Source organism: Bradyrhizobium sp. CCBAU 51627 (genome assembly GCF_028128765.1).
Taxonomy (GTDB): Bacteria; Pseudomonadota; Alphaproteobacteria; order Rhizobiales; family Xanthobacteraceae; genus Bradyrhizobium.
This window is the reverse complement of sequence record NZ_LBJG01000087.1, coordinates 154,186-176,834: the sequence shown is the minus strand read 5'-3', so window position 1 is coordinate 176,834 and position 22,649 is coordinate 154,186. Positions and strand designations below refer to the sequence as shown.

The window sequence follows — 22,649 nt, the reverse complement described above, 5'->3', positions numbered from 1 at the left end:
CGCGGTCGGAGGCGGCGTCGGCGGCTTGGGTGCAGCAGGTGGCGGCGGGGGCGGAGGAGGCGCCTGATGGGTTGCGGGCGGCAGAGGCGGCGGCGTCGGACGTGACGGCGCAGCAGCCGGCGGAGGTGCGGCAGGCGGATGCGGCGGTGCCGCTGCGGGCGGCGGTGCAGTCGGATGGGCGGGAGCCGCAGGCGGCGGAGGCGGCGTCGCCGGGCGCGCGGCGGGCGGCGGTCCCTTCGGCGCTTCCTTCGGAGGCTGCTTCGGTTTTCCGTCAGGGCCCGTCTCTGGCTGGGCCTGCGCGACCACGAGTGGCGGCGCGGATTGCGCATGCGATGCGGAGCTTGCGAATTGCATCGCGGTCAGAGCCGTCGTGGCAAGCAGCACGAAACGAAGGTTGGTCATATGGTTCAACTTCCCCGGAAGGTTCTTTGACGAAGTCTTGTGATGAACGGCTACGCGTTAGGCCGCATTGTGGCGGGCGAAGCGGTCGCGGCCCGATTTATTTCTGCACGCAAATCACGTCACTATGGCGACGTTCATTGCGCATTCAGACGCAGGTTGCAATCGCCCCACATGTGATCGCTCTCGTTCTCACATGTGATGCTGCGACGAATTGGCATCCGTCGCGGGATTGGGCGTCAGCGGACCGTCTGGTCCACGCGATGGAATCTCTTCGGGCATGTTGCCCGGCAATTCATCGGGCCGCGGTGATTCGCCCGGCTCGCGCACCGGCGGCGTGATCTCGGGCTGCGGGTTGCCCGGCGGAATTCCCGGCGGCGGCTCAGCGGGCGTGCCGGGCGTCGATGGCGGTATCTCGGGCGGTTCGATCGGCATCGGCCTCACGGAGATCAGTTGACAGGAGAACGACAACGACGATGCCGCGCGGATGTTCCCGCATCGCGCCGTCCTATTCCGGCGCGTGACAGACCGCCTCGATGTTGTGGCCATCAGGGTCGAGCACGAAGGCGCCGTAATAGTTCGCGTGATAATGCGGGCGAAGGCCGGGCGGCCCGTTGTCGCGGCCGCCTGCCGCCATCGCAGCCTGGTAGAACGCATCGACAGTCGCGCGGTCGTTGGCGCGGATTGCGACATGCACTGGCTTGTTCATCGCGCCTTCGCCGCCGATCCAGAAATCCGGCTTGCCGTCGGCACCGAAGCCGGCGGCCGCGGCGTGGCCGGTCTGCTCCGCCGTCACCTCCATGATCAGGCCGTAATCGAGCGGCGCCAGCGCCTTGGCGTAGAACGCCTTCGCGGCCTCATAGTCGGAGACGGACAAGCCCAAATGATCGATCATCGCGAACCTCCGTTGTGGGTCGTCAGCGCGACAGGAACGTGTTGCTTCTTGTCTTGCGCGCGATCGCAAAGCCGCGCGCAACCATGTCAGCGATACAATCCTGCTGCCATTCGTTTTGTGACAGATGCTCGATCACGACCGCGCGGGGCCACAGCGATGGCGGCGCGTCGCGGAAGAATCCGATCAGCACGCGGTCCTCAAAACCCTCGACGTCGATCTTGAGCGAATCGACCTCGGTGACGCCGGCCTCGTCGAGAATGCGCGTGAGCCGCAACGATGGCACCTTGATCGCATCCGTGCTGGCGGTGCCGGTGACGACATGCGTCGCGCCGAGATTGCCGCCGCCGCTCTCGATCATCAACTCGCCGTCGGCATCGCCCGCGGCGGCCTGCACCAGGCGGACCTGATTTGCCCTCGATGCGGCATGGTTGAACGCGAGCCGTCCAAACGTCAGGGGATGCGGCTCGATCGCGACCACCTTGCCCGACGTCCCGACTTGCCGCGCCATCACCAGCGCAAAGGTACCGACATTGGCCCCGACATCGACGAAGGTGCCGCCTGCCGGCGTGTGCTGGCGCAGGAAGTCGAGTTCGTCGAGGTTATAGTCGGGATTGAACAGCGCGCCGCGTTCGGTGGCGCTACCCTGGTGATAGAAGCGGAACGAGGCACCCTGATATTGCACATCGATGGGGCCGCCCCGCAGCAGATTGACCAGCCGCGACATCCACGGTCGGAAGGCGCCGCGCTTCAGCCCCGACGCTTGCGCGAGCCTGATGATTGCGGCCTGCGCTGCATTCGGTGCAAACGTGCCGAATGGCGCGGTCGAAGGGGCGTTGTCGGGCGTCAAGCAGGCGGTCCTCGTTGCAGGCGGCGCATGCATAGCCCGTTTTGGTGGGGACTCCAATGTTGGAAAGGAATGTAGCCCGGATGGAGCGAAGCGAAATCCGGAGTTCCCTCTGGAGGCGCCGTCCCGGATTGCGCTTCGCTCCATCCGGGCTACGAGCTTCACGCTGCCTCCTTCCGCTGCCTCAGAAACCGCCCGAGCAGCTTGCGTCGTCCCTTGCGCGGAATCAGGTCGATGTCGCTGACGAGCCTGGCGCCGCCCCTGCGGCGCTCAAGCACGATCTTGCGGCTGTGGAAGGCCTCCAGCTCGACGCGATGCGCGACGCTGACGATCGTCGCCTTCGGCAGCTCGTCGATGACCATCTTCATCATCTTGTCCTGGCTCTTCTCGTCGAGCGCGGAGGTCGCCTCATCCAGCACGACGATGTCGGGGTTGTGCAGAAGCAGCCGCGCGAAAGCAAGGCGCTGCTTCTCGCCGCCTGACAGCGTCTGGTCCCACGGACCTTCCTCCTCGATCTTCTCCTTGAGATGGTCGAGCCCGACCTTGTGCAGGGCATCGCCGATCTCCTCCTCGCTCCAGTTCTCGGCCGCGCCGGGATAGGCGACCGCCCGCCGCAAAGACCCCGAGGGCACGTAGGGCCGCTGCGGCAGCATGAACAGCCGCCTGTCAGGGTGGAAATTGACGCTGCCGCCGCCCCACGGCCACAGCCCCGCGATGGCGCGCACCAGCGTGCTCTTGCCGGTCCCGGATTCGCCGGCGACCAAGAGCCGCTCGCCTGGCGAGATCACCACCTCGGTCTCGCCGACCACGGCGGTACCGTCGTCGAGCGTGACGGAGAGGTCGTTCAGCTCCAGCATGGCATCGTTGCTGGTCTCGCCGCGCTGGATGCGGCCGAAACCGTCGCCCTGCTCGGCGCGTTCGAGGCCGTCGAGCGACATCATCAGCGAAGCGATGCGGCGCGCGCAGGCATTCCAGTCGGCCAGCCGCGGGTAATTGTCGACCAGCCAGCCGAACGCGCCCTGCACGATGGTGAAGGCGGAGGCCGCCTGCATCACCTGCCCAAGCGTCATGCTGCCGTCGAGGAATTTTGGCGCACAAAGCAGGAGGGGGACGACAGGCGCAACGAGGCCCGATCCCTGCGACACCAGCGTGGTTCGCATGTGCTGGCCGGCCAGCCGCGCCCATTGCCTGAGCACGTCGGTAAAGTTGCGGTCGATCCCGCCGCGCTCCTCTTCCTCGCCGCCGAGCAGCGCGATGCTTTCGCCATTCTCGCGCACGCGTGTCAGCGTGTAGCGGAAATCGGCTTCGGCCTGATTCTTGTCCTCGGAGACCTGCACGAATTGGCGACCGATCATCAGGATCGAGCCGGACGCGATGGCGGCATAGAGGATCGCGGCGATCACGAGAAAGCCGGGAATGGTGATCGCCGATCCGCCGAAGGTGACGGTGAGCGCGCCGCCGATGGTCCAGAGCACCACGATGAAGGTGGCGGCCGACAGCAGCGCCGAGGTGACGCCGGCGAGAAAGTCGACCGGCGAGTCCGTTGCAACACGTAAGTCCTCGGCGATCCTGTATTCGGGATTGTCGTGGTCGCCGCCGACGAGATTGAGCTGGTAGTAGCGTCCATTCTCGAGCCAGCGTGTCAACACTCCGTTCGTCAGCCAGGCGCGCCAGCGCCGCTGGATGCTCATGCGCGCAAACACCTGCGCGACGCCAAGCACGATGCTCCCGATGGCGAGCGGGAAAAACATTGCACTGAGGTGGAAGACCGTGGTCGCATCGCGCTTCTCGATGGCGTCGAAGATGGCGCGATTCCAGACGTTGATGCCGTATTGGAAGCCGACGGCCGCAACGATCAGCACGACGAGGCCGATGGAGAATGCCCAGGCAAGGCGATCGCCCTTGCGGCTCCAGAAGCCGCGCGCGCTGATCCAGAAGCGGGTGAGGAGATAATCCTTGCGCGCCTGCTCGGCCTCTTCGGGAGTCAGGTCGGGATCAGGCTCTAGCAATTCGGGCGGCGGCGGTGTGACGTCATCGCCGTTCTCGCCGGTGACCTTCCCGATGGGCGGTGTGTCGCCCTGCTCCTTTTTCCGGACCGGCTTCTGCATGAGGGGATAACGCGAGCCGGTTCCATCGAGTTCCCCCGATTCACTCGGCGGCGCCGTCGCGCACCTGTTTCAGCCGGGCGGCCCGGTGGAGCACGCGCGACAGCTCCTCGATCGAATAGGGCTTCTGCACGAGCTCGAAGCCGGCGACTCTGTCCTGGGACAAGGCGTGGCTGTAGCCTGTGGTCAGCACGATCGGAACGTTGATGCAGCGATCGCGGATGGCCTGCGCGAGATCGAGTCCGGTCATTCCAGGCATGACGACGTCGGAGAACACGACGTCGAAGCGGTCGGCGTCCCCGGCCAGCTCGGCGAGCGCGTCGGTTGCGTTGTCGACCACCGTGATGCTGTAGCCGAGCTCGGTCAGCCCGTCGGCGGCGAAATTGCCGAGCTCGATATTGTCCTCGACGACCAGCACCGACATGCCGCTGCCGGCGACAGCCGGGGCCGTGGTGGGCGCCTGGCTCCGGGGCAGGAGATCTGCCGGCACGCGCGGCAGATAGAGCGAGAAGGTGCTGCCCTGGCCGACCTCGCTGATCACGGTCACCTCGCCGCCGGATTGTCGGGCGAAGCCGAACACCTGCGACAGGCCGAGGCCGGTGCCCTGGCCGACCTGCTTGGTGGTGAAGAAGGGCTCGAAGATGCGACCCAATTGTGCGGCGGGAATGCCAATGCCGCTATCGCTGACCGCGATGCAGACGAAGCCAGGACTTTTCGAGGCCTGACTACCTGAAGGATGCGCGAGCGTTTCAGGAACGGTGGTCGCCGCGTGCACGGAGAAGACGATCCGGCCCTTGCCCTGCATGGCGTCGCGCGCGTTGGTCGCCATGTTGATCAGGGCTGTCTCAAACTGGCCGGCATCGGCGCTGACGAGGCAGGGCTCGGCCGGCAGCTGCATGACGATTTCGATCGCAGATCCCAGCAGCGTGGCGAGCATGTCGCGCAGCGACTGCATCCGGTCGCCGACGTCGAATATTTCCGGCTTCAAGGTCTGGCGTCGCGCAAAGGCGAGGAGCTGCGAAGTCAGCTTGGCGGCGCGCGACACGGCCTCCGCGATCGCCGTGATGTAGCGCTGCCGCCGCTCCTCGCTCAATTGCGGCCGGTTCAACAAATCGACCGACGCGCGTATCACGGTCAGGAGGTTGTTGAAATCGTGCGCCACGCCGCCGGTGAGCTGCCCCAGCGCCTCGAGCCGCTGGCTGTGCTTGAGCGCCTCCTCGGCCTCGCGGCGCTTTGCGGCTTCGAGCTGCAGATGCTGGGTACGCCGCAAGGCGAAGGCCAGCAAGACGAACAGCAGCGCGGTCGCGGGAGCGCCGAACACCAGATGCTGGCTGATGGTGCCGAGCCAGCGCGCGCGGATCGCCGAAGTCTCGAAGCCGGCGCTGACATAGATCGGATATTCGGCGACGCGCCGGTAGCCGATCCGTCGTTCGATCCCGTCCGATGGCCAGGCGACGGTCATCAGCCCATGGTCGGGATGCGCGGCGATGCTTCGGCCGACCGACCCGTTCGGATCGAGCCGGAAGTCGCGATCGAGCCGCGGGAAATGCGCCAGCAGCACGCCGTCGGCGCGCCCCATCGCAAAGAAACTGCCGGGCTCGGTGCCGATCCTGGCGTAGAAGCTCTCGAAATATTCCGGCAGCACGGACGCCTGGATCACGCCGGTGAAGCTGCCGTCGTCCGACTCGCGGCGACGGCTGACGCCGAAGAACCGTGCGCCTTGATACGGCAGGCGCGGCGTCAGTATGGCACCGATATAGGTGCCGATGCTCTGGTCGACATGGGCATAGAAGTAATCGCGGTCGGCAAAGCTCAGCTCCGGCGGCGGCGACACCAGGCTGTTGACCAGCGCTTTGCCATTGGCATCGAAGATCCAGGCCGATTTGAGCTGGGGCAGCGAATCGGTAAGCCGCTTCAGGCGCAGGTGCAGCGTAGGTTCCCGCGAGCGGATGACGTCGTCGGGCTGGTCGCGCACGACCTCGTTGATTTCGGCGAGGCTGCGATCGATGGTCTCGAACACCTTGAGCGCGTGCTCATGCGCGACGTCGAGGGTGCGCTCGATCTCCCGGTCGGCGGTCTCCAGGGTCGAATGGTAGGAAACGGCGGAGGCAATGGCGAACAGCGCAATCGGCAGCGCCAGGGATGCAGCCATCATCCAGCGCAGCAGTCTCAGCGAATTGCCTTGCACGCCCTGCACGGTCGCTCCGGTCCCCCGAACCGGAGAGCTTACTTGAATCGTGCGCCGGGAAGGAAGCGGCTTGTGGCGGAACCGGAGGTTGCAACCCGCCGGTTCGCGCGTACCGCGGGATGGCAGGTTTTACCAGGATTGCGCCCCGGCCGCGCGGGGGCCGGGTGTATTGCGACAACAAAGTTCTTTAGAAAGTCGAGGAAATCGCTTTTCTTTCGTACGGCTGTATTCGCGACCAGAAAATAAAGTTCTTTCAGGCTTGAGCGTGTCCTAAAAGCCCTTCCAGAATTTCACCTAATAATGTTCTTTCAGAACTCGCCTGGCCGGCCCACCTGCCCCTCTTCCCCTAGCGATGTGCTTGCGCACTCGATCTAACGCCCGGCTTGGAACATCGATCTCCTTCCTGAGGGTATCGGCTGCGTTTGGCATCAGTTTCAGACCCAGCACGTTGAGCTTTCGTCCCAGAACGCGGCTTAGCCCGTTTACGGTCACTAATCGACCCTGTTCACGAAGCGTTCGCGCAGAGGCCTCAATCTGACCCGCCAAAGCGACGTCGTCTGCGTGCCTTGGCTGCGGTTTCGGCACTCGCGATCGAGTCCCCCGACGGCTAGGAAAGCTATCCAGCCACTCTCGATCATATTTCAATAGAGTTTGGTATGTGGTGCCTCTTTTTACTCGACCATCCTCCAACCAAGCCTTCCGCAGAGCTGCTATCTTCTCTGGCGAAGGCTCAAAGCCAGCTCGAATCCCGTCAAGAATCCGTCTCACAGTTTTGTGCTGCATCTTTAGCTCGCTGCAGACTTTCTTGATGACCCGGTATTTCGCGTATAACCGCTTGACCTCCGTCGCTACCGCGGGACCGTAGTTGTTTACGATCTTGACGAGCGGCATGGCGGGATCCCCCTCGCGGGGCCTCTCAAAACAGAATACGTATCCACAAGTGCATCGGGCATGGAAATAATGCTCGCGCGTACCCCCTTTTGCTCGCCTTAGATAAACTTGAGGAATTCGGAAATCTTCCTCATGCTTGGCAAATCTGTTCGGGCACTTCCACTCTTGCCTAAATGAGTTGTCCAGCCCTTGGCGTTCCAAGATCAAGCGGGTTGCCTTCTGCCGCTCTCCAAGAAAGTGTTGAACCAAGACATGTAACAGGGGGTGATTGGCACCGTCCTTGTAGAATATCTTGCGGATTGGTCGCGATCGCTCGTTCAGCCGACATCCAAGCTTACCCAGCAACCCAGCACCAAAATAATCGATGAGATCTGCCCCAAAGGCCGGGGTCTGGAGCGCCGTGATACCAAAGCCGTATCCCACTTCAACAGCAGCAGTCTGATACTGTTCACTCGGATCTGGGCTTAGCCAACGCGAAGGAACTCCATACAAAATATCTGCGGACCTTTTTGCAATCTCCAACGCTAACGTAGTTTCGCGGCTACTCAGCACTGCGACTGGCTCGGCATCTGATTCGCAATAATGCGTCGCATCCATCGTTGCCCTGTCGAGAGGGGACATTGGGGCCATCGAATTGCGAAGCAACTCGCCATGCTTGATGCAAAAGAGAGTTCCAGACAACTGGTGCTGCCGATGCCAATAAGTTTCACCGAATCTTTCGATATCCTCTTCAAGACAGAGAACACAAAACCTGAAGAACTTCGGCTCAAGGACGCTGGAATTGCCCATGCCCAGGGCAACAGATCCTCCGTGGGGGTTCGTTTCCAGAAAGCATTCCGTGCATTTCAAATGCATGTCCGGCTTCAGAAATGCACCGTTGAATGGAAGGAGGGTGTGACGGTCGAGTATCTCCAGGCCTGATAGTCCCCAAATAGGATGGGTCTTTTCGGCAAGGCGATTCGCATTTCTGACGTATCTTGTTGAGAACCACGAGATGCCGTCGATCGCTTCTTGAGCGCTCTTGATAACGATGGGCTGGAGATACGCGAAATGCCGGGCTATGACTGAGTATATCAGCTCATCCGGATACGGCTTCGGAAGCATCAGATGCATGCTACTGCCCAAATAGATCGTCTATAAGACCAGCGCTTCTCAACGCCTCGACGGGATCTGCATTCTCTGCTTCGGCCTTCCTAAGAGCTTCGACAAGCTTGTTGGGCGTCTTTGCCGGACGCTTCTTTGCTGCCGTCCCCGCCGGCGCCAAAACTTCATCGACCAAGGCGCCCACGATGCTTGGACTGGCGCCTGCATGAAGCAGATTTGAAGTAAGGTGGATGCGCCTTTCGCTGACTCGCTTCTCTGCGACCTTGATCGATTGAGTTGCCTGTTGTTGTGTGGTCAAAGTTTTCAACGCGGTTACGCTCGATGAGATAAGATCCTCAAATCTAGCGATCTGATCATTATCGCCACTCCTGAGTGCATCGAGTGCAGGCCGCAGAAGAGAGAACTTCTCTTTCGCTACTTTGTTTATCAGGCTCGCCGTTATCCGTTCGCTCTTTCCACGAATTGCCTGCAACTGGGCAAGCTGAAAGAGTCGGATGACCAGGGCAGTAATCCCCTGAGTCTGGTTGTACATCGCTTCTGAAACTTCAGGAGAGATGTCTTCCGCCTTCTGTAGCCACTGATATTTCCAAAGCACTTTAAGGAAATAGTCCCACTCCCGCCCGAGAACCATACGGTCCCAGAGCGCCGAGCCATATTGTCCGACGCGGCGAGCCTCTCGGAAAAGCTGTTCGAGATGCACTTGCGCCTTTGGAGTGCCGAGAACGATGAGGGGCACTTTCACGTCATTCGTGAACGTCACGAAGAAGTTTAGTAACTTCTCGATGCCGATTCCTTTGGCGGCCAACAAGTGTTGGACTTCATCGATTACAAGGACGCCAAGATGGTGCTGGGCGGCGATCTTCGCGACATCTAGAATCAACTTATCAATCGGAACGCGACCGTTGACGGATTTAGAGTGATTGGTGCCCAGAGTTGAATCGACCTTCGCGACTATGGAAAGCAGCAGCTGCTTTAGGCTGCCATCCATCGGGCAATCAATCTTCATCCACACAATCTGATAGAAGCCGAACTTTTGGTGGCTTAGAGCTCTCGGATAAAATGAGAGCGTCCGCTCGACCACAGTGCTCTTTCCCATTCCGGATACGCCGAAAAGCGCGAATGACGGCGCTGTCGACGGTCCGGAAGATTCGATGGGCGTGATTCGACCCTGCAATCGCTGACGATAGAATCCGACGAGGGACTTTTGGAATTCCGGGAGTGCTGGGTTGCGATGCACGTAGCCGCTATCGAGAATAAGACCGATCTGCTCGATTATCTCCCCATGAGAGGTCATCATGAGCAGATAGTCGTTTAGGCGGCCGACGCACAGCATCCTTTCGCTTGCAGAAAGCATGCGCTCGTCATCCGAATAGGTCGGCCTACGACCAAATGATAAAAGCAAATTCGTATCGTCGGCCGACATTAACGGGGGTAGTGCCTCGAGGAGAGGATTACCTGCCGCCTCAGGTCGCGTGGCCGGCAAGTAGTCGGCCGGAATGAGGTGCGAGTACATTGCGGACTCTCCTACTTGCCTGCGTTACTGGCTTCTTCAAGAGACTCGAGCCTTGACAGCATGTCGTCTTCGTAAGCGTCCGGGGGGTCGTCGACGGTTGGTGCTACTGCAGGAGAGCTGACGCGGGGCCCGGCGGGAAAGCCCAAATCGATTGTCTCGATAGGTCGCTGAAACGCCTTCTCGTCTTCTCTATTGTTTCGTATGCCTGCCACTCGAGCCCTTTTGGGTGTATTGCGCTCCTGCAGGTCGCGTGTTTTAGCGAGCGCTTCTTCCTGGATCGCTCTCAGTGCAACATCAGTCTCAATTTCCTGCGCCTGGAGTTTTCCAGCTTGGGAAGCAGCGAGGCGCTTCTCGGCGAGCTCCTTCTCCTCATATTCGAACAGCGTTTTACCAACGAGCTCTTGGTAGGGAGGCAGCAGGCGACAGGCTTCATATCCGTGCGGTGTCTTTGAATTCCAAAGATACAGTTTGTCTAAGCTTCGCGGATCATACGATACCTCAACAGACCAGCCTCCTTTGTTACGTGCCTTCCAGAACCAACGATCTGCTTCGGCTTGATCGCAAGTATAGAAGCCCCCTCTGAATCTTATGCCGTTGGGAGTAATGCGAGCCGAGTCTCGCGGCATGACCGCCAATGCGACTTCCTCATAACTTAGCTGTCTCAATGCTCCGCTTCGATTTTCGATGCCCCACGTCCAACGAGCAAGCGGCGTAGCGGACATGCCGTCTGTCGTCATTTCGGTCGGAGTATCAATATCAGTAATCTTCGATCGATTGTGCTGAAGGACCGCGCGTATAACGACCTGCGTAAAGTCATTAAGGTCCATTGCGGAATCAAGCCGATAATCGCGAGCGCCTCTGGTTCGAAAGTCCGGCTCGACGTAACCCGGTACGAACGGCTTAAAGAAGGTGGGAACGATCTTGAACCGCGATTCAACAATCGCCTTCAGGTCACCACGTCCTGATGTTGTATTTCCAATCTGGATACGGAGGGTATCGACGATACGCGTCCCCAATTTTACACTCATCAGTTCGCCGCGGTCGGCCAGAATAGAACGAGGAGCGTGATGTGAAGGCCATTCTTCGTGATCGATTTCGATGCCGTATTGCTGACAGAATTCCACTTTCGGCGTGACCATGTTGGTCAAAGCCATCATTGCACCAATCCACGACGGTCCCTCGAAGCCGACATATATGCCGACGATCAACCGACTCCAAACGTCAATGACGAAGTAGATAACCGGTCGGCCAACGATTCGTCGCCGATCAAACTGCGATCGCAGGTAGACGTCGGCTACAGTGGCATCGACTTGAAATTCGTCTCCGGGTCCCTTTGTATTCTGATCAGCCTTGCCGAGAAGCTCCCGCGTTTCGAGGTCATATCGCTTTTGGCCGTGACGAGCTTTGAATCTATCGTTCTCTGGAAAGTGGGTACGGAGGAAATGGCCGAATTGTTTTAGAGTCGGTCGATCGTCGTCTAGCGCGATCGTCGGTCGACCCGCCTCGTCTTGACGGTGTGAAAAGAAGAGTTCAACGACATAATTCAGTGCGCGTTTCTGGGAAGGCTTTTGCAGGCTAAGATAATAGTCGGCCCCGACCTGCATTTTTCTCCGCAAGTCGTCATTGACCGAAATGCCAACGCCGGTTGCGATGGTTCTCGGCCTTCCGACCTTTCGTCCACTTGTGATACTCCTTGTCTTGCCCGGTCCGCCGCAATTATCGTAGTCCGACCGCACCGATTGGCGGGTCATACCGCGTTGCCAAAATCGCATAATTGCGGTGACAACCGTCGGTCGCGTCACGCCAACGTCTTCGACGACTTTTTCTATTCTGACCTTTCGGGGAATTTTGAACAGCAGACCTCGGCCGCGATCGTCGCCCAGCAGTTGGAGCACGATTTTCCAGTTGCGTGCTGAGGTTCGGGCTGCTGCACTATCCTGTACCTCCTCGGACAAATTTACACGATACGGTTCGACATATTCGATGGCGAAGCTGGGCGGAGTTGTTGCAAATCGATCTGCCAAGAGGTCTCGCTGGACGCGCTCGGGCCAACCCAACTCCGCCACATTAAAGAGCCAGAATGCTTCGCCATCATCGTCCACATGCACGATGCGAAACAGCGCGCCCCCAGGGCCGGGTTCTCTAAGAAGCATGCGTTCGAGTAGGATGGGTTTCTTAACTGGAGAATCTGGCACTAATTTTCCCCAGCAACTACGAAGTTGGACGCCGGAAGATCCTGAATGCTGCGCGCCGTGAGATTAACTCGGAGCTTCTTCTGGCTGAGCATCCTTCGAGCAACCCGTAGGGTGCGGCCAGGTCGAAGGCCCAATCGGGAATCAATGACGCTGCAAACTGTACGCAGCGGAAAGGCCTTCAGATCATCAAGGGCCTCGACGAAGCTCTCGCGGATCGCCGGTTCGTCCTCCGCCTCGGGATCGCGTTGGCATTCGAACATCCATTCGAGATTAAAGCTAACGTTGCCGCGAACGCTGGATCCTACGATGATGTTCCACGGCGTGCTTCTACTCTCCCAATAAAGTCGTTCGATTTCCAACTTCTCAAGTGTTCGTTCGTCGTGGAGATCAGCATCCTGTTTGACAGCGTAGGCGAGGTCGACCGGACCGTAAGCAGAAGTCTGCGTTACCAACAGGTCGGTGGTCATAACGATGTTGACACCGTTCGCACGCGGATGTTGGACCCGGATCTCCTCAGCGATCTTCAATGTTTCCTCCCGCGGAAGAGGAAATTGCTCTCGGATGTCCAAGGTCGCGTCGTCGTAGCACTTGTGGAGGAATGCGTAGAATTCGATGTCCGACAGGAGGTGATGCTCGCGACCAGAAGTCGACCAGAATACTCGCCGACTTCTGCCGAGGGATGGGACGTCAGAAACCTTGAGCCAGGGGATGTACGTGGCGCCAGTCCCTATGCCTCGCCCTTCGCGTTTAAATTTTGCGATGCGCTTCTCAGTCCAAGTGTAGCGTCGACCGGCCATTGAGCGATCCCCAGGCAAGACAACCGAGACAATCACCCAGGGTCATTCCGCCGAACGAAGTGCTATCGTAGGCCTAATGTTGGACCGTAAACGTATGGTTGATCTCCCCGAAGGGGCCGCCTCCGTCCTCCTCATTGGTTTCCAATGCTATAACGAGACGCGGAGAGTCAGTCCCTCCTGCTGGTCACCAGCGCCCGCTACGAACCGTCGAATCAGGCCCCAGGGGGGGCGCCTCGAGATCGATCTGCACGACACCCGTGCACGCGAGGGCTAGGATCGAGTGTCTTGTGGATTTGAAGCCGACAATGGCTGCTTGTAGTTGGCACATGCGAAGTGCTCGCCTGCGGCCGAGCTCCGACAATATCTGCATGCGCAGATGCACCGGCACCGCGTGGTCGCGATGCGCCCACACCTCGTTTTGGTTGCTGGAGCGCGGTTCCTTTTGAAGGCTGGCCTTCGAAATTGTCCAGAGGGGGATCAAAAACTCCTTGGCGACCTCAGTGACCTCTTTGGACATCCACTTGGATTCAATATCTAGTAGGTGACGTCCCCTGTGATCTCTGATGAAGATCGCATCGGCCTTGATCATAGCGTCGCCCCTCTGAATTTGCTCAAAGTGGTCTATCGCAGTGACGTTGCGGTCAAGTGTAAGATGAATAAGCGCCTTTTCAGTCTGGGGGTCATCGATCGGAATAGGTCTCATCGTTTTGACTGAATGGAACACACAAGCCATGTGTCACCTCGAGTGCGAAGAGCGTCTTCGGCCCTTTCAGGCGACTCCGCTCTCGCGCGAACTTCATTCGAGAGCGAGAGCGATTCGGGACTATATCCATCGGGATCTTCGGAGAGTGTCATCCGATGACTCCTCGCCGCAGCCGGTGCGCCAGCCCATCATCAAAGGAACCGCCTCAATTGAGGAGACGTGCATCGTCGGGGTGCAGTGAGGCGGATTCAAATCAGATCTCACGGTGCAGCATTATGCCCGGCATACGAACGACGTCGTCCTCAGGCGCACAGAGAGGATTTGATTCGGTTTGACCATGCATCCGCGTGAAGGCAGGCCGATCACTAGATCCTTTAAGCTACAATTCGACGAAATCCGCCTTAATGATCTCCTCGCACGCTTTCGCCAACAGCGCCCAGACCGGCTGCCTGCGCGCGTGGCCGCGCACGACGCACTCGCCGAAGCGCGCCGACGCGCCGGTCAGCTTGTTGGCCCCTTCTATCGCCTGCACCAAATAATCCGAGATGTCCGTCAAGTCGCTGGTGTTGGAGATGCGCATCATGGCGATGCATCGTCGCATCGGTTCGAATCCACCGGGTATCAGCTCGACAGTGACTCTCAACATTCCGCCCTCCTCTTAGCTTTCGAGATCTTGCCGAAGGCGTTTGCAGAAAGGACAAGGAGTCAACCGGCATTGTCGCGCCGATCCCAGTGAAATGCGCCACCATCTTCTTCCCAAGCGTTCAATGAAGGCCGTGGGCCAATCGACCCTCCTAGCCTTCCAGCGATGTTTAAGGCCCAAGCACAACAGTTCGGGGACTAAGATGCGCGTCTTCTATATTCAGCCGCAGCAAATCTTGGCAGGCGAGAGCACAGACCGCGGCAACAACGTCGCAGCCCGGACGTGCACGCTCCTCGAGTTCGTGGACGGTCTGCGGTCCCTCCTCGAGTGTTACCGCGAGCTTCAACCTGTCAATCAGTGACACGTGGCGTCCTGCATGTGACCAAACTGTGCGCGCGTTCGAAAACAGCGGCTCGCGGTGGATATGTTTCGCATCCCACTCGAGCAAGCGCAGGCCGTGCTGCTGTAGGACGAAGTTGAGGCGCGCGTCCTCTTCATCGCTGCGCTCGGGACAAGTTTGATGGACCCTAAGAAGAAACGTACCGTCTTCCCTACGAAGCACCACGCCGGCCAGTGACATGGGCGGGCACTCGATCTGGGGTCCTGTCCGATAGCTGATCTCGCGGACTGAAGGATCCAACGAGGCCTGTTCCAAGGCATAGCGAAGAAGCGGGTCGTACACCGGTATTGCGGCGCGGCATTTGCAACTTGTGAAAAGGAGCGGCCGCGCGGCAGGATAGCGAGCTCTTGGAAGTTGGGCAGTGCTCATCGCGTTCATGTGCATCCCTTCTCTGTCCTAGAAAGCATTCGTCATTCACCCCGGGGCGGGGTTCGTCGTCAGCATTGGGCACACTTGCTCTGTCGCTTGGTAAGCCGATCCTCAAGATGGCTTCAAACGTCCGCTAGGGACCGTCGTTTATGATTGCTTCCGATATGAAATCGGCCTTGGACAGCCAGTCGGTCAGCTCGGCCTAAGTTCTGCGTCCTATATAGCGTACAAAGAAAATGCGTCGGAGCTATGGCTCTCCTTGGCTCTCTTCGGACTCCTCGAAAGTTTGCGTGAACGCACTAAAGATCCACGTCTTTCGATCGTGTCAGCCGCGGCGATCCGAGCCAAGGAGCTCAGCCGCGTCCACGCCCAGTGCTATTGCGATCCGCACGATAGAGTCGAGCGTCGGGTTAGCCTCGCCTCGTTCGACCTCGCTGACCAACGCTCGGCGGACTTCGGCCTCCTCCGCCAGATCGGCTTGGGTCATCTCGAGCGAAAGCCTCAGGTCCTTGACCTTCCGGCCGAGAGTGACCCTTATTCGCTTCTGAGCACTTGTAAGTGACGCAGCCACGGCTCCTCCGCGAACCCTTGCCATTCCCAGGCCGGCAAAAAGCAAGGCGAGGCAGGAATCCGGGAAGCAGCCTGCCGCAGTCTTCGCTCATGATCACCATAGCCATCTGAATCCAAGCAAGGACTCGCGTCAAGAATCACCTGCCAATCTAGGAAGACGTCTTTCAGGACAGCCATTAATCTTCGCCGTCCTCCAACGGCGCCTCCAGCAGCGGCATGTCCAGGCTGTCGATCTCGGGCAATGCCGTTCCGGCGATGCCCTGCAGGTCGCCATACATGCCCGCCGTTGCTTCTATAACGCCATATATCTGGCCTTCGCGCTTCGCCCAGATCCGGTTCATGAATTTGCGTTCCTTGCTGAGATCGGCTTTGAGCTCCTCGAACTTCTCGATGATTCCTTCCACACGCTGACGGAAGCGCGGCCCCATCAGATATTGGTAAATGTGCTCCATCTTCGTCTGCTGCCCTGCCTGGGCCTTCCGAAGGCAGGCGAGCTCGGTTAGCGAATGGCGCAGCGCGATCGCGACCGGTATTGCGCAGCGCGGATGCGCGACCCACACACCGTCGACGAGACCGAAGGTCTCGACTTCCTTCGGCAAGACATGCGAAATGATGAGGGCGATGTCAGCCTTCGCGTTTCGCTGATCCTCTCGCAGCTTGGCGAGCCAGCCGTCGTTCCACTTCTTCGTCGCCTTGAGCTCCCAAAGGATAGTTCCGGCTGCATTCCCGAGCTGGCCGTTCACCGCCTGGACGATGTCGCCTCCCAACTCGCCCTTTCCGACGGGCTCGACCAAGTCGTTCGGAAAATTGCTCCTCAGAAGCGCCTCGATCTGGAGCTCCAGCACCTCGCCCTGGGTCTGTTGTGATCCTTGCGAAGCCTTTCGTTTCAGGTCCTCGATGGTTCTGCTCATGGATTCGATCTGAGCATCCTTCTGGGATACCTGCGCCATGAGCTCGTCTTCCGCCTGTTGGCGCGCCTTGATGTGGATTTCCGCCTGCGTCGCCTGTACCCGCTTCTCGATCAGGAGATCGAGTTCGCGCTTCTGCTGGTCAAGCTCGCGCTGCCGGCGCAGCACCTCCGCCTGAGCCTGTTGGGCCTCGGCCAGTTTGGCATTGTAGACCGTCAACGTCTGCCGCATCTCTTCGACCTGGGCCTTCGAGGCGTCTAGTTCGGCCGAGGCCGCTTCCTGGGCTTTCCTCTGCTCGTCCGCGCGGATCTGTCCGCTCGTCGCCTGAACCCTTTGGGCGATTTCGGCGTCCATGGCGCTGCGTGCGCGGTCGAGCGCTTCGTCCTTCCGCCGCAGTTCCTCCGCCTTCTGCCGGTACTCGGACTCCTTGGAATCCAACTGGGCCCGAAAGAGCTTGCGCTCTGCCTCAAGCAGCGGAGCGGCCAGCGATTCGGTCAGCCGGATCCGATGGTTGCATTTCGGACAGGTGATGTGAGGTTCGTGTGCATGGCTCTCGAGCATTCGGACTCTCTGCTATGTTTGGTCTTTATCTGAAGGGGGGCGGAGATCGCGCGACCCGGAGAGCGGAAGAGAGTCGGCATCCGGTCGCGCCAGGTTCACACGAACTTTAACTTGAACAGGTCGATCAGGCGGCCCAATCGACTGCGTCGCCGCCCGGCCGGAGGTGAAGTGGACGGCATGGTCTTCGTTTGAGTCTTGTCGGCCAGATACTTCGTTCTCGCTTCATTATCCCGCTTACGTCCATCCTCGATCTGCTCGTCGGTCCAACCGCCGGCGTCGATCACGCGCCCTTCTCTGACGACGTAATGCGAGCGGCAGCGCAGGTTCCAGTTGCCGATTGACGGGTGCAGCGAGACGGCGTCGCCGTCGAACGTCATCTTCCATTGCGCGGGACTGAACGGGGTGACGACCTCCTCGCCGCAGCCGCAGCAGCAACGATGTGCGGCGGTCGCGTATTCCATCGAGATGTACAGGGTGCCAGGGTCGATCTTTTCGGGCATTGTCTCGACGAATCGATGCCGAAGCTGCTTCATCTTGATCATGATTGATCTCCGTTCAGCAGCATGTTGCCGTCGGTGGTGTAGGTGGAGTGATGTTCGCGCTCCAGATCGCGATAGAAGCCGCGGATCTTCTTCCACTTCACGACGGCCATGGCGGCATTCAGAGCATTGAGGTCCGCCACCTGAATGTTGGTGGAGTAAAGGTTGTTCTCGTCGTCGCCGCTGCCGAACGAGATGCGTCCGTCGTGAACGTGTGTCCTCATCTCAGGGGTACTGGCAGTCACTCGGAGGATGCCGCCGAGCGATCCGTCGACGAGTTCGAGGCCCATCCCGACGTCGATGAAGGGGATGTCCATCTCCTCGCACTTTCGAGCCGCGAACCTCTTCGGCTCGCCCGCATCCATGCAGATGAACGCGAAGGTCGCGCCGCCCAGCAGGTGGAGGTTGGTCTGATCCAGGGCGACCGGGTGCGGAACGATGTTACGGTGCATCTTGGAATAGATGCCGGCGAGATAGTCGACCTTCTTCTGCACCTGTCGCAGCTCGTCCAGCGACGCCGCGCCCGGCGCCCGGAAGGCGTTGTGCGTCAGGAAGTCGTCGCCGTCGATCAGCCGGATCTCCGGCACTGGAGTCTTCGCGACGAGGTCCAAGGCGTAGGCGCCGGTCCCTCCCAAGCCGATGAAGACCACGCGTTCGTTCCTGAGCAGATCCGTCAGGGCGCCGATCCCCGCGCGATCCGAGGCGGTCTCGGTGTAGTTGAAGACGGTCGTCTCTTCCGGTTCGGGCGCTGCGTACGAACGCAGCTTGAGCTCCGGTTTGATCACCGCGGCCGGGCCGGCGATGACGCCGGCGTAGGTCGTCATCTTGGCATGGTAGTCGGCGTAGCCTTCGGGTGGCTTGCAGGAGAAGGCGAATTTTGCCGTCAACCCGCTGCCGAGATTGAAGTCGCCGCTACCGTGCCGAAGCGCCTCGATCTCCTTGCCCTCCTTGCTGCAGGGATAGCCGCCGTCCCATTGGACAACGTGGGTATCGGGGCGCTGGGTGACGTCGCCGGCCAAGGTAAGGGAGGAGATCAGGCTTCCCAGCCTGACCTCACCCTTCGCGTCGACGTAAGGCACCTGCATGACGAGAAAGCCGCTGCGGATCCGCACCGCATAGCCTTCCTCGCGCAGCCTGCGGAGGTCGGGATTACGATCGAATAGTTTTTGTGACATTGAAGATCGTCCCGTTCTTGACCGTGACATGACCGCCGGGACCGAGTTCGCCGGCATGGGGTTCGGAGGCGGCGTGGCGGAAAGTCATCGAGAACGCCACGTTCGGTTCGTGAGAGCCCGGGAAGGCGAGCTGCACGATCTCTTCAAAGCTGACCTCGTCGCCCTCCACGGTGCGCTTGCGCGCGTTCACGATGATCACGGTTTGGCGCGGATGGAGCGCTTCCTCGAGTTCGCGTTCGGCTTCGGCGAGCTCATGCTCGGCGCGCCGGTCTTGCTGGTGGGCCTCTTCGACGTCGTGTTCGGCGTGGTGGGTATGTTCCAGAGCACGTTCCACCGGGTTACCGTGCTCCGGCGGGCAGGAGGGGTCGTCGATCGTCATGTTTTCACCTATTGGTGGGTGAGCCTTGCGGCCCTCACCCCACTATCGGTGCGGCAAAGCCCTACCGGTAATTCTCAGCCGAACTTTTTTCGGAAGGGACCCGGGGGCACTGGGCCGCAGACGAAGAACGCCGGGCAATTCGGGCAGGTGTACTGGGACTCGTCGGGCGCGAAGGCGCCGGCGCGGATTCCAGAGATCGCCGCCTCGAGCTGCTTCCTCTTGTTTTGCAGCGGCTTGCCCTTGATCGAGATCGGGGATGTCCGCTCGTCGGACAGGTGCAGGACCTGCGCCTCCGCACCGGGAAAGTGCTGCTGCACCGCGAGCGCGAACGCTCCCGCCTCGATCTCGTCGACGTCGTCTTCCCGGTAGTGACCGGTCTGGACCCTTCGTAAGACCCGTCTGCCGTCCTTTCGGGTGAGGACATCGTCGGGGGCGATCGTGATCTCGCCCGTGCCGATGGCCAACCGAAGCAGCCTGGGCTCCTCCGGCGAATAGCCGGCGCGCTGCGACACGAAGTAGTCGAGCATTCCCAGCGCCATTTCGCGGAAACCCGTGGCGTAGCCGTGCGCGGTCAGGCCGCGCGCAGCGAGGGCTTGGTCGACGAGCGCTTCGACCTCGGACTGAACCGGCGCCAAAGCTCCCCGCGAAACGATTTCTTTTAGGACGGCACGGACGGATTCGTGCACCTGCAGGAACGGCGTTTGGGTGCGCCGGCCGCCGACGTTCAGGACATGGGTGTAGAAGAAGCGCCGCTGGCAGGAGTCATACAGGCCGATCTGGAAGCCGCTCACGCTGACGGCGCCGTCAATCTCGACAGGGATGGGCTCCTTCTCCGGTGCCGTCGGGCACGCCGCCAACTCGCCCAGATGATGCGGGGCGAGGCCGATCCGCTCAATAAACTCCGAAGGCTCCCGTCGATGCCCCTTCGCGTTTTCGGTCGCGGCATAGATTAAGAGGCGCTCTTCCGCCCTCGAAAGGGCCACATAGAAGAGGCACTCCTGCTCTTCGTTCTGTCCCGCCCGGAAATGGTCCAAGGCGGTCCCGCGCGCTCCCTCGATCATCCCGTCCGGAGGCAGACAGGTCGGCGCCCGCGGGGTCCGCGGCAGCGTATTCCTGTTCATTCCCGGCAGGTGCACGACCGGGAATTCGAGACCTTTGGATCCGTGAATGGTCATCAGGCGGACCGCATCGATGCCCTGAGCCGCTGCGGGAAGTTGGCGCAGATCCCGGTCGTCTCCGAGCCGTAGAAGCCTCCTGACACGGTCCAGAAGCCGACGGACGGGTAAGCCCTGCGCCGCGGGCTGGACGCGCACAAAATTCATGAACTGCCATATCGCGATCGCGGCACTGCGATCGGACACGGTCGAGGAAGACGCGAGCCGTGCCCCGATCCCTGTCCGGTCGAGGAGGAGCCTGGCGAGAACCTCCCAGGGACCAGACCCAATCTCGAACCCATCTAGGGCAGCCGCCAGCCGGCTCGTTGCCTCTCTTCCGGGCGCCGACGCGCAAGTCGTGACCGCAGGATCCCGGAGCCACGTCAGCGGCTCCCACTTGTCCTCCCGCAGCGCGCCCAGCAGCCCCGCGACATCCGCCATGGACATCCCGAACTCGGGCCAGCACGCCACTCGCAGCAGGCCCATCGCACGACGGTCGGTCAGGAGGGAGAGAAACGCGAGAAGGTCCTTGACCTCCGGGCGTTCGAATAGACTTCCGAGGAAAAGCACCGGTATGCCGAGCCGCTCGAGCTCCCGGCCCGTCTCGGACAGCTTCTCGTTGCCGGTGCACAAAACGGCCTGGTCCCTGAAGCCATATCCGAGGGCGGTCATTTGGCGGATGGCGTCAGCCAAGGCGATAGGTTGCCGATCGGCCGTTTTCACCGTCCGAAACTCCGGCCCGCTGCCGATGGAGTCCCGAGTCGACACCAGGGCGCTTCCGGCGCCGCCCGCGATCATATCGGCCGCGAACCGCGAACAACATTCAAGGATCTCGGGCGTGGACCGATAGTTCTTCTTCAGCCGGCCTCTAATACCGCCCGGGAAATCCTCGCCTCCGAAGCGCCGCATGTTGAACGACGAAGCGCCCCGGAACCGGTAGATCGATTGTTTAGCGTCGCCGACGGCCCAGAGATTCTCGCCGTCGCCGCACAGCGCCTTCAGAAGAAGGACGCTGCTTCGGTTCACATCTTGGTATTCATCGACCAGCACGTGATCGTATGTGCCCCTCAGGTGTTCCCGGACGGCGGCATTGCCCTCGAGAAGACGGACCGGCAAGGAGACCAGGTCTCCGAAGTCAACGCAGTGGGCGTCCCGCTTCAGCCGCTCGTAGCAGCGATAGACCTCGGCGACCTCCAGCGCTTTTTCCGCCTCTTCGGCACGCGCTGTGGGGACACTGCTCTTCATGGTCTCGGCGAACTGGGCGTATTCCTCGGTATCCACCACCTCGTCCTTGGCGCGCGAGATCGCAGCCAGGATGTCCGCGATCTTCTGCGTGGGATCGTACAGGTCGCGGTAATGCCGAAGGCCCAGCTTGGGAAACTCGTTCTCGAGGAGCTCCACCGCCTCGGTCCTGTCCATGAGCCTGGGGTTCGGCGGAAGGCCCAGCTCCTGATGAAAGCGTCGGATGATGTCCAGGCCGAATGCGTGGAAGGTGCCGATCCACATAGCCGAGGCTTCGGTCGGATGCTTGCGGGCCAGTCGGCTCGCCATCTCACCCGCGGCCTTGTTCGAGAACGTGAGGACCAGGATCCGCCGCGGGTCCACCCCGTCTCCCAGAAGCAGCTCGATCCTGCCGGTCAGGGTTTGGGTCTTTCCCGTCCCCGGTCCCGCCTCGAGCAAGTAGGCCGCTCCGCGATGGGCGGCGGCATCGGCCTGCTCCTTGTTCAGAGGTCTAGCCGGTCTCGCTTCCTCCGGTGATATTTCGACCGACGGCAAGAACAGCGCATCCAGAAGCTGCTGCGCGACCACATCGAACGGGGCGCCGAGTTTTTCGGCGATCGCCGAAGCAGTCATCCCGTCTTCGACGTGCAGCTTCCGCGCCACGGGCCTGGGAAGAAGGAATTCTCGCGCAAACAGGTCCATCTGGACCTCGCGACGCTGCCGCCGTCCATAATCGACCACGCGGTCGACTCCCATCGGAGAGGCCTCCGCGGGGCGCGCCAGATCGATTTCGATCGGGACCTCGTCTTCGGGAGCATCGCCGAGTTCGGCGTGAGCGATTTCATGCACCACAAGGAAGGCCTGCTCGAAAAGGCTTCCACCGTTTTCGTGCAGAATGAGGGCATCCTTCGCGACCAGCGTCGCGCGACTGCCGTCCAGAACCGCAGCGCCAGGCGCGGTCCTCTCGACGTCCAGGCCGCGGCGGTTGGCCTCCGCCACGGCGAAGTCGTACGGTCGCCAAGGATCTTTCCCAGCTTGCACGGCCTCTCGGTGAAGAGCAGCCGCCCTCTGCCTTCCGAGCTCGACCGCATCCATG

General features: G+C 60.7%; 18 protein-coding genes and 1 pseudogene. All 19 read right to left on the bottom strand.

Annotation, left to right across the window (positions count from 1 at the left end; translation table 11 throughout):
• Nucleotides 1–402 (bottom strand): annotated as a pseudogene (locus XH88_RS32310) (OmpA family protein); the annotation flags it as partial.
• Between the two features lie 189 nt (nucleotides 403–591).
• The gene (locus XH88_RS32305) at nucleotides 592–834 is read right to left on the bottom strand and encodes a hypothetical protein (protein WP_271672256.1); all 243 of its coding nucleotides are present in this window, start codon (nucleotides 832–834) and stop codon (nucleotides 592–594) included.
• 73 nt (nucleotides 835–907) lie between these two features.
• Entirely contained in the window at nucleotides 908–1,294 is a 387-nt protein-coding gene (locus XH88_RS32300) for a VOC family protein (RefSeq protein WP_271672255.1), read from the bottom strand.
• Between the two features lie 22 nt (nucleotides 1,295–1,316).
• Nucleotides 1,317–2,141: an FkbM family methyltransferase gene (locus tag XH88_RS32295; protein ID WP_271672254.1), complete on the bottom strand. Its 825-nt coding sequence runs from the start codon at nucleotides 2,139–2,141 to the stop codon at nucleotides 1,317–1,319.
• Between the two features lie 158 nt (nucleotides 2,142–2,299).
• Complete coding sequence (locus tag XH88_RS32290) at nucleotides 2,300–4,246, bottom strand: ABC transporter ATP-binding protein/permease (RefSeq protein WP_271672253.1); 1,947 nt, start codon at nucleotides 4,244–4,246, stop codon at nucleotides 2,300–2,302.
• A gap of 40 nt (nucleotides 4,247–4,286) precedes the next feature.
• Entirely contained in the window at nucleotides 4,287–6,440 is a 2,154-nt protein-coding gene (locus XH88_RS32285) for a hybrid sensor histidine kinase/response regulator (protein WP_271672252.1), read from the bottom strand.
• Between the two features lie 285 nt (nucleotides 6,441–6,725).
• Nucleotides 6,726–8,435, bottom strand: coding sequence for a TnsD family Tn7-like transposition protein (locus tag XH88_RS32280; protein ID WP_271672251.1), 1,710 nt, complete (start codon nucleotides 8,433–8,435; stop codon nucleotides 6,726–6,728).
• Between the two features lies 1 nt (nucleotide 8,436).
• Nucleotides 8,437–9,939 (bottom strand): ATP-binding protein, encoded by a 1,503-nt coding sequence (locus XH88_RS32275; RefSeq protein WP_271672250.1) that lies wholly within the window; start codon nucleotides 9,937–9,939, stop codon nucleotides 8,437–8,439.
• An 11-nt stretch (nucleotides 9,940–9,950) separates the two neighbouring features.
• On the bottom strand, nucleotides 9,951–12,134 hold the full coding sequence (locus XH88_RS32270) for a Mu transposase C-terminal domain-containing protein (RefSeq protein WP_271672249.1): 2,184 nt from the start codon (nucleotides 12,132–12,134) through the stop codon (nucleotides 9,951–9,953).
• Nucleotides 12,134–12,931: a TnsA endonuclease N-terminal domain-containing protein gene (locus XH88_RS32265; RefSeq protein WP_271672248.1), complete on the bottom strand. Its 798-nt coding sequence runs from the start codon at nucleotides 12,929–12,931 to the stop codon at nucleotides 12,134–12,136. Before XH88_RS32265 ends, XH88_RS32270 begins: the two co-directional genes overlap by 1 nt.
• A 184-nt stretch (nucleotides 12,932–13,115) precedes the next feature.
• Nucleotides 13,116–13,520, bottom strand: a complete 405-nt coding sequence (locus XH88_RS32260; RefSeq protein ID WP_271672247.1) for a hypothetical protein — start codon at nucleotides 13,518–13,520, stop codon at nucleotides 13,116–13,118.
• A 493-nt stretch (nucleotides 13,521–14,013) separates the two neighbouring features.
• Entirely contained in the window at nucleotides 14,014–14,217 is a 204-nt protein-coding gene (locus tag XH88_RS32255; protein WP_271672246.1) for a hypothetical protein, read from the bottom strand.
• Nucleotides 14,218–14,446: 229 nt separating this feature from the next.
• Nucleotides 14,447–14,857 (bottom strand): hypothetical protein, encoded by a 411-nt coding sequence (locus XH88_RS32250; RefSeq protein WP_271672245.1) that lies wholly within the window; start codon nucleotides 14,855–14,857, stop codon nucleotides 14,447–14,449.
• 514 nt (nucleotides 14,858–15,371) lie between these two features.
• Nucleotides 15,372–15,617, bottom strand: coding sequence for a helix-turn-helix domain-containing protein (locus XH88_RS32245; protein WP_271672244.1), 246 nt, complete (start codon nucleotides 15,615–15,617; stop codon nucleotides 15,372–15,374).
• A 175-nt stretch (nucleotides 15,618–15,792) separates the two neighbouring features.
• Entirely contained in the window at nucleotides 15,793–17,085 is a 1,293-nt protein-coding gene (locus XH88_RS32240) for a DUF2130 domain-containing protein (RefSeq protein WP_271672243.1), read from the bottom strand.
• 95 nt (nucleotides 17,086–17,180) lie between these two features.
• Nucleotides 17,181–17,627 (bottom strand): DUF6527 family protein, encoded by a 447-nt coding sequence (locus XH88_RS32235; RefSeq protein ID WP_271672242.1) that lies wholly within the window; start codon nucleotides 17,625–17,627, stop codon nucleotides 17,181–17,183.
• Nucleotides 17,624–18,799, bottom strand: a complete 1,176-nt coding sequence (locus tag XH88_RS32230) for a ThiF family adenylyltransferase (RefSeq protein ID WP_271672241.1) — start codon at nucleotides 18,797–18,799, stop codon at nucleotides 17,624–17,626. The genes XH88_RS32235 and XH88_RS32230 overlap by 4 nt, the downstream gene beginning before the upstream one ends.
• Nucleotides 18,774–19,178, bottom strand: coding sequence for a multiubiquitin domain-containing protein (locus XH88_RS32225; RefSeq protein ID WP_271672240.1), 405 nt, complete (start codon nucleotides 19,176–19,178; stop codon nucleotides 18,774–18,776). The genes XH88_RS32230 and XH88_RS32225 overlap by 26 nt, the downstream gene beginning before the upstream one ends.
• Before the next feature lie 74 nt (nucleotides 19,179–19,252).
• Nucleotides 19,253–22,648: a UvrD-helicase domain-containing protein gene (locus XH88_RS32220; RefSeq protein ID WP_271672239.1), complete on the bottom strand. Its 3,396-nt coding sequence runs from the start codon at nucleotides 22,646–22,648 to the stop codon at nucleotides 19,253–19,255.
• Nucleotide 22,649 lies beyond the last annotated feature (1 nt).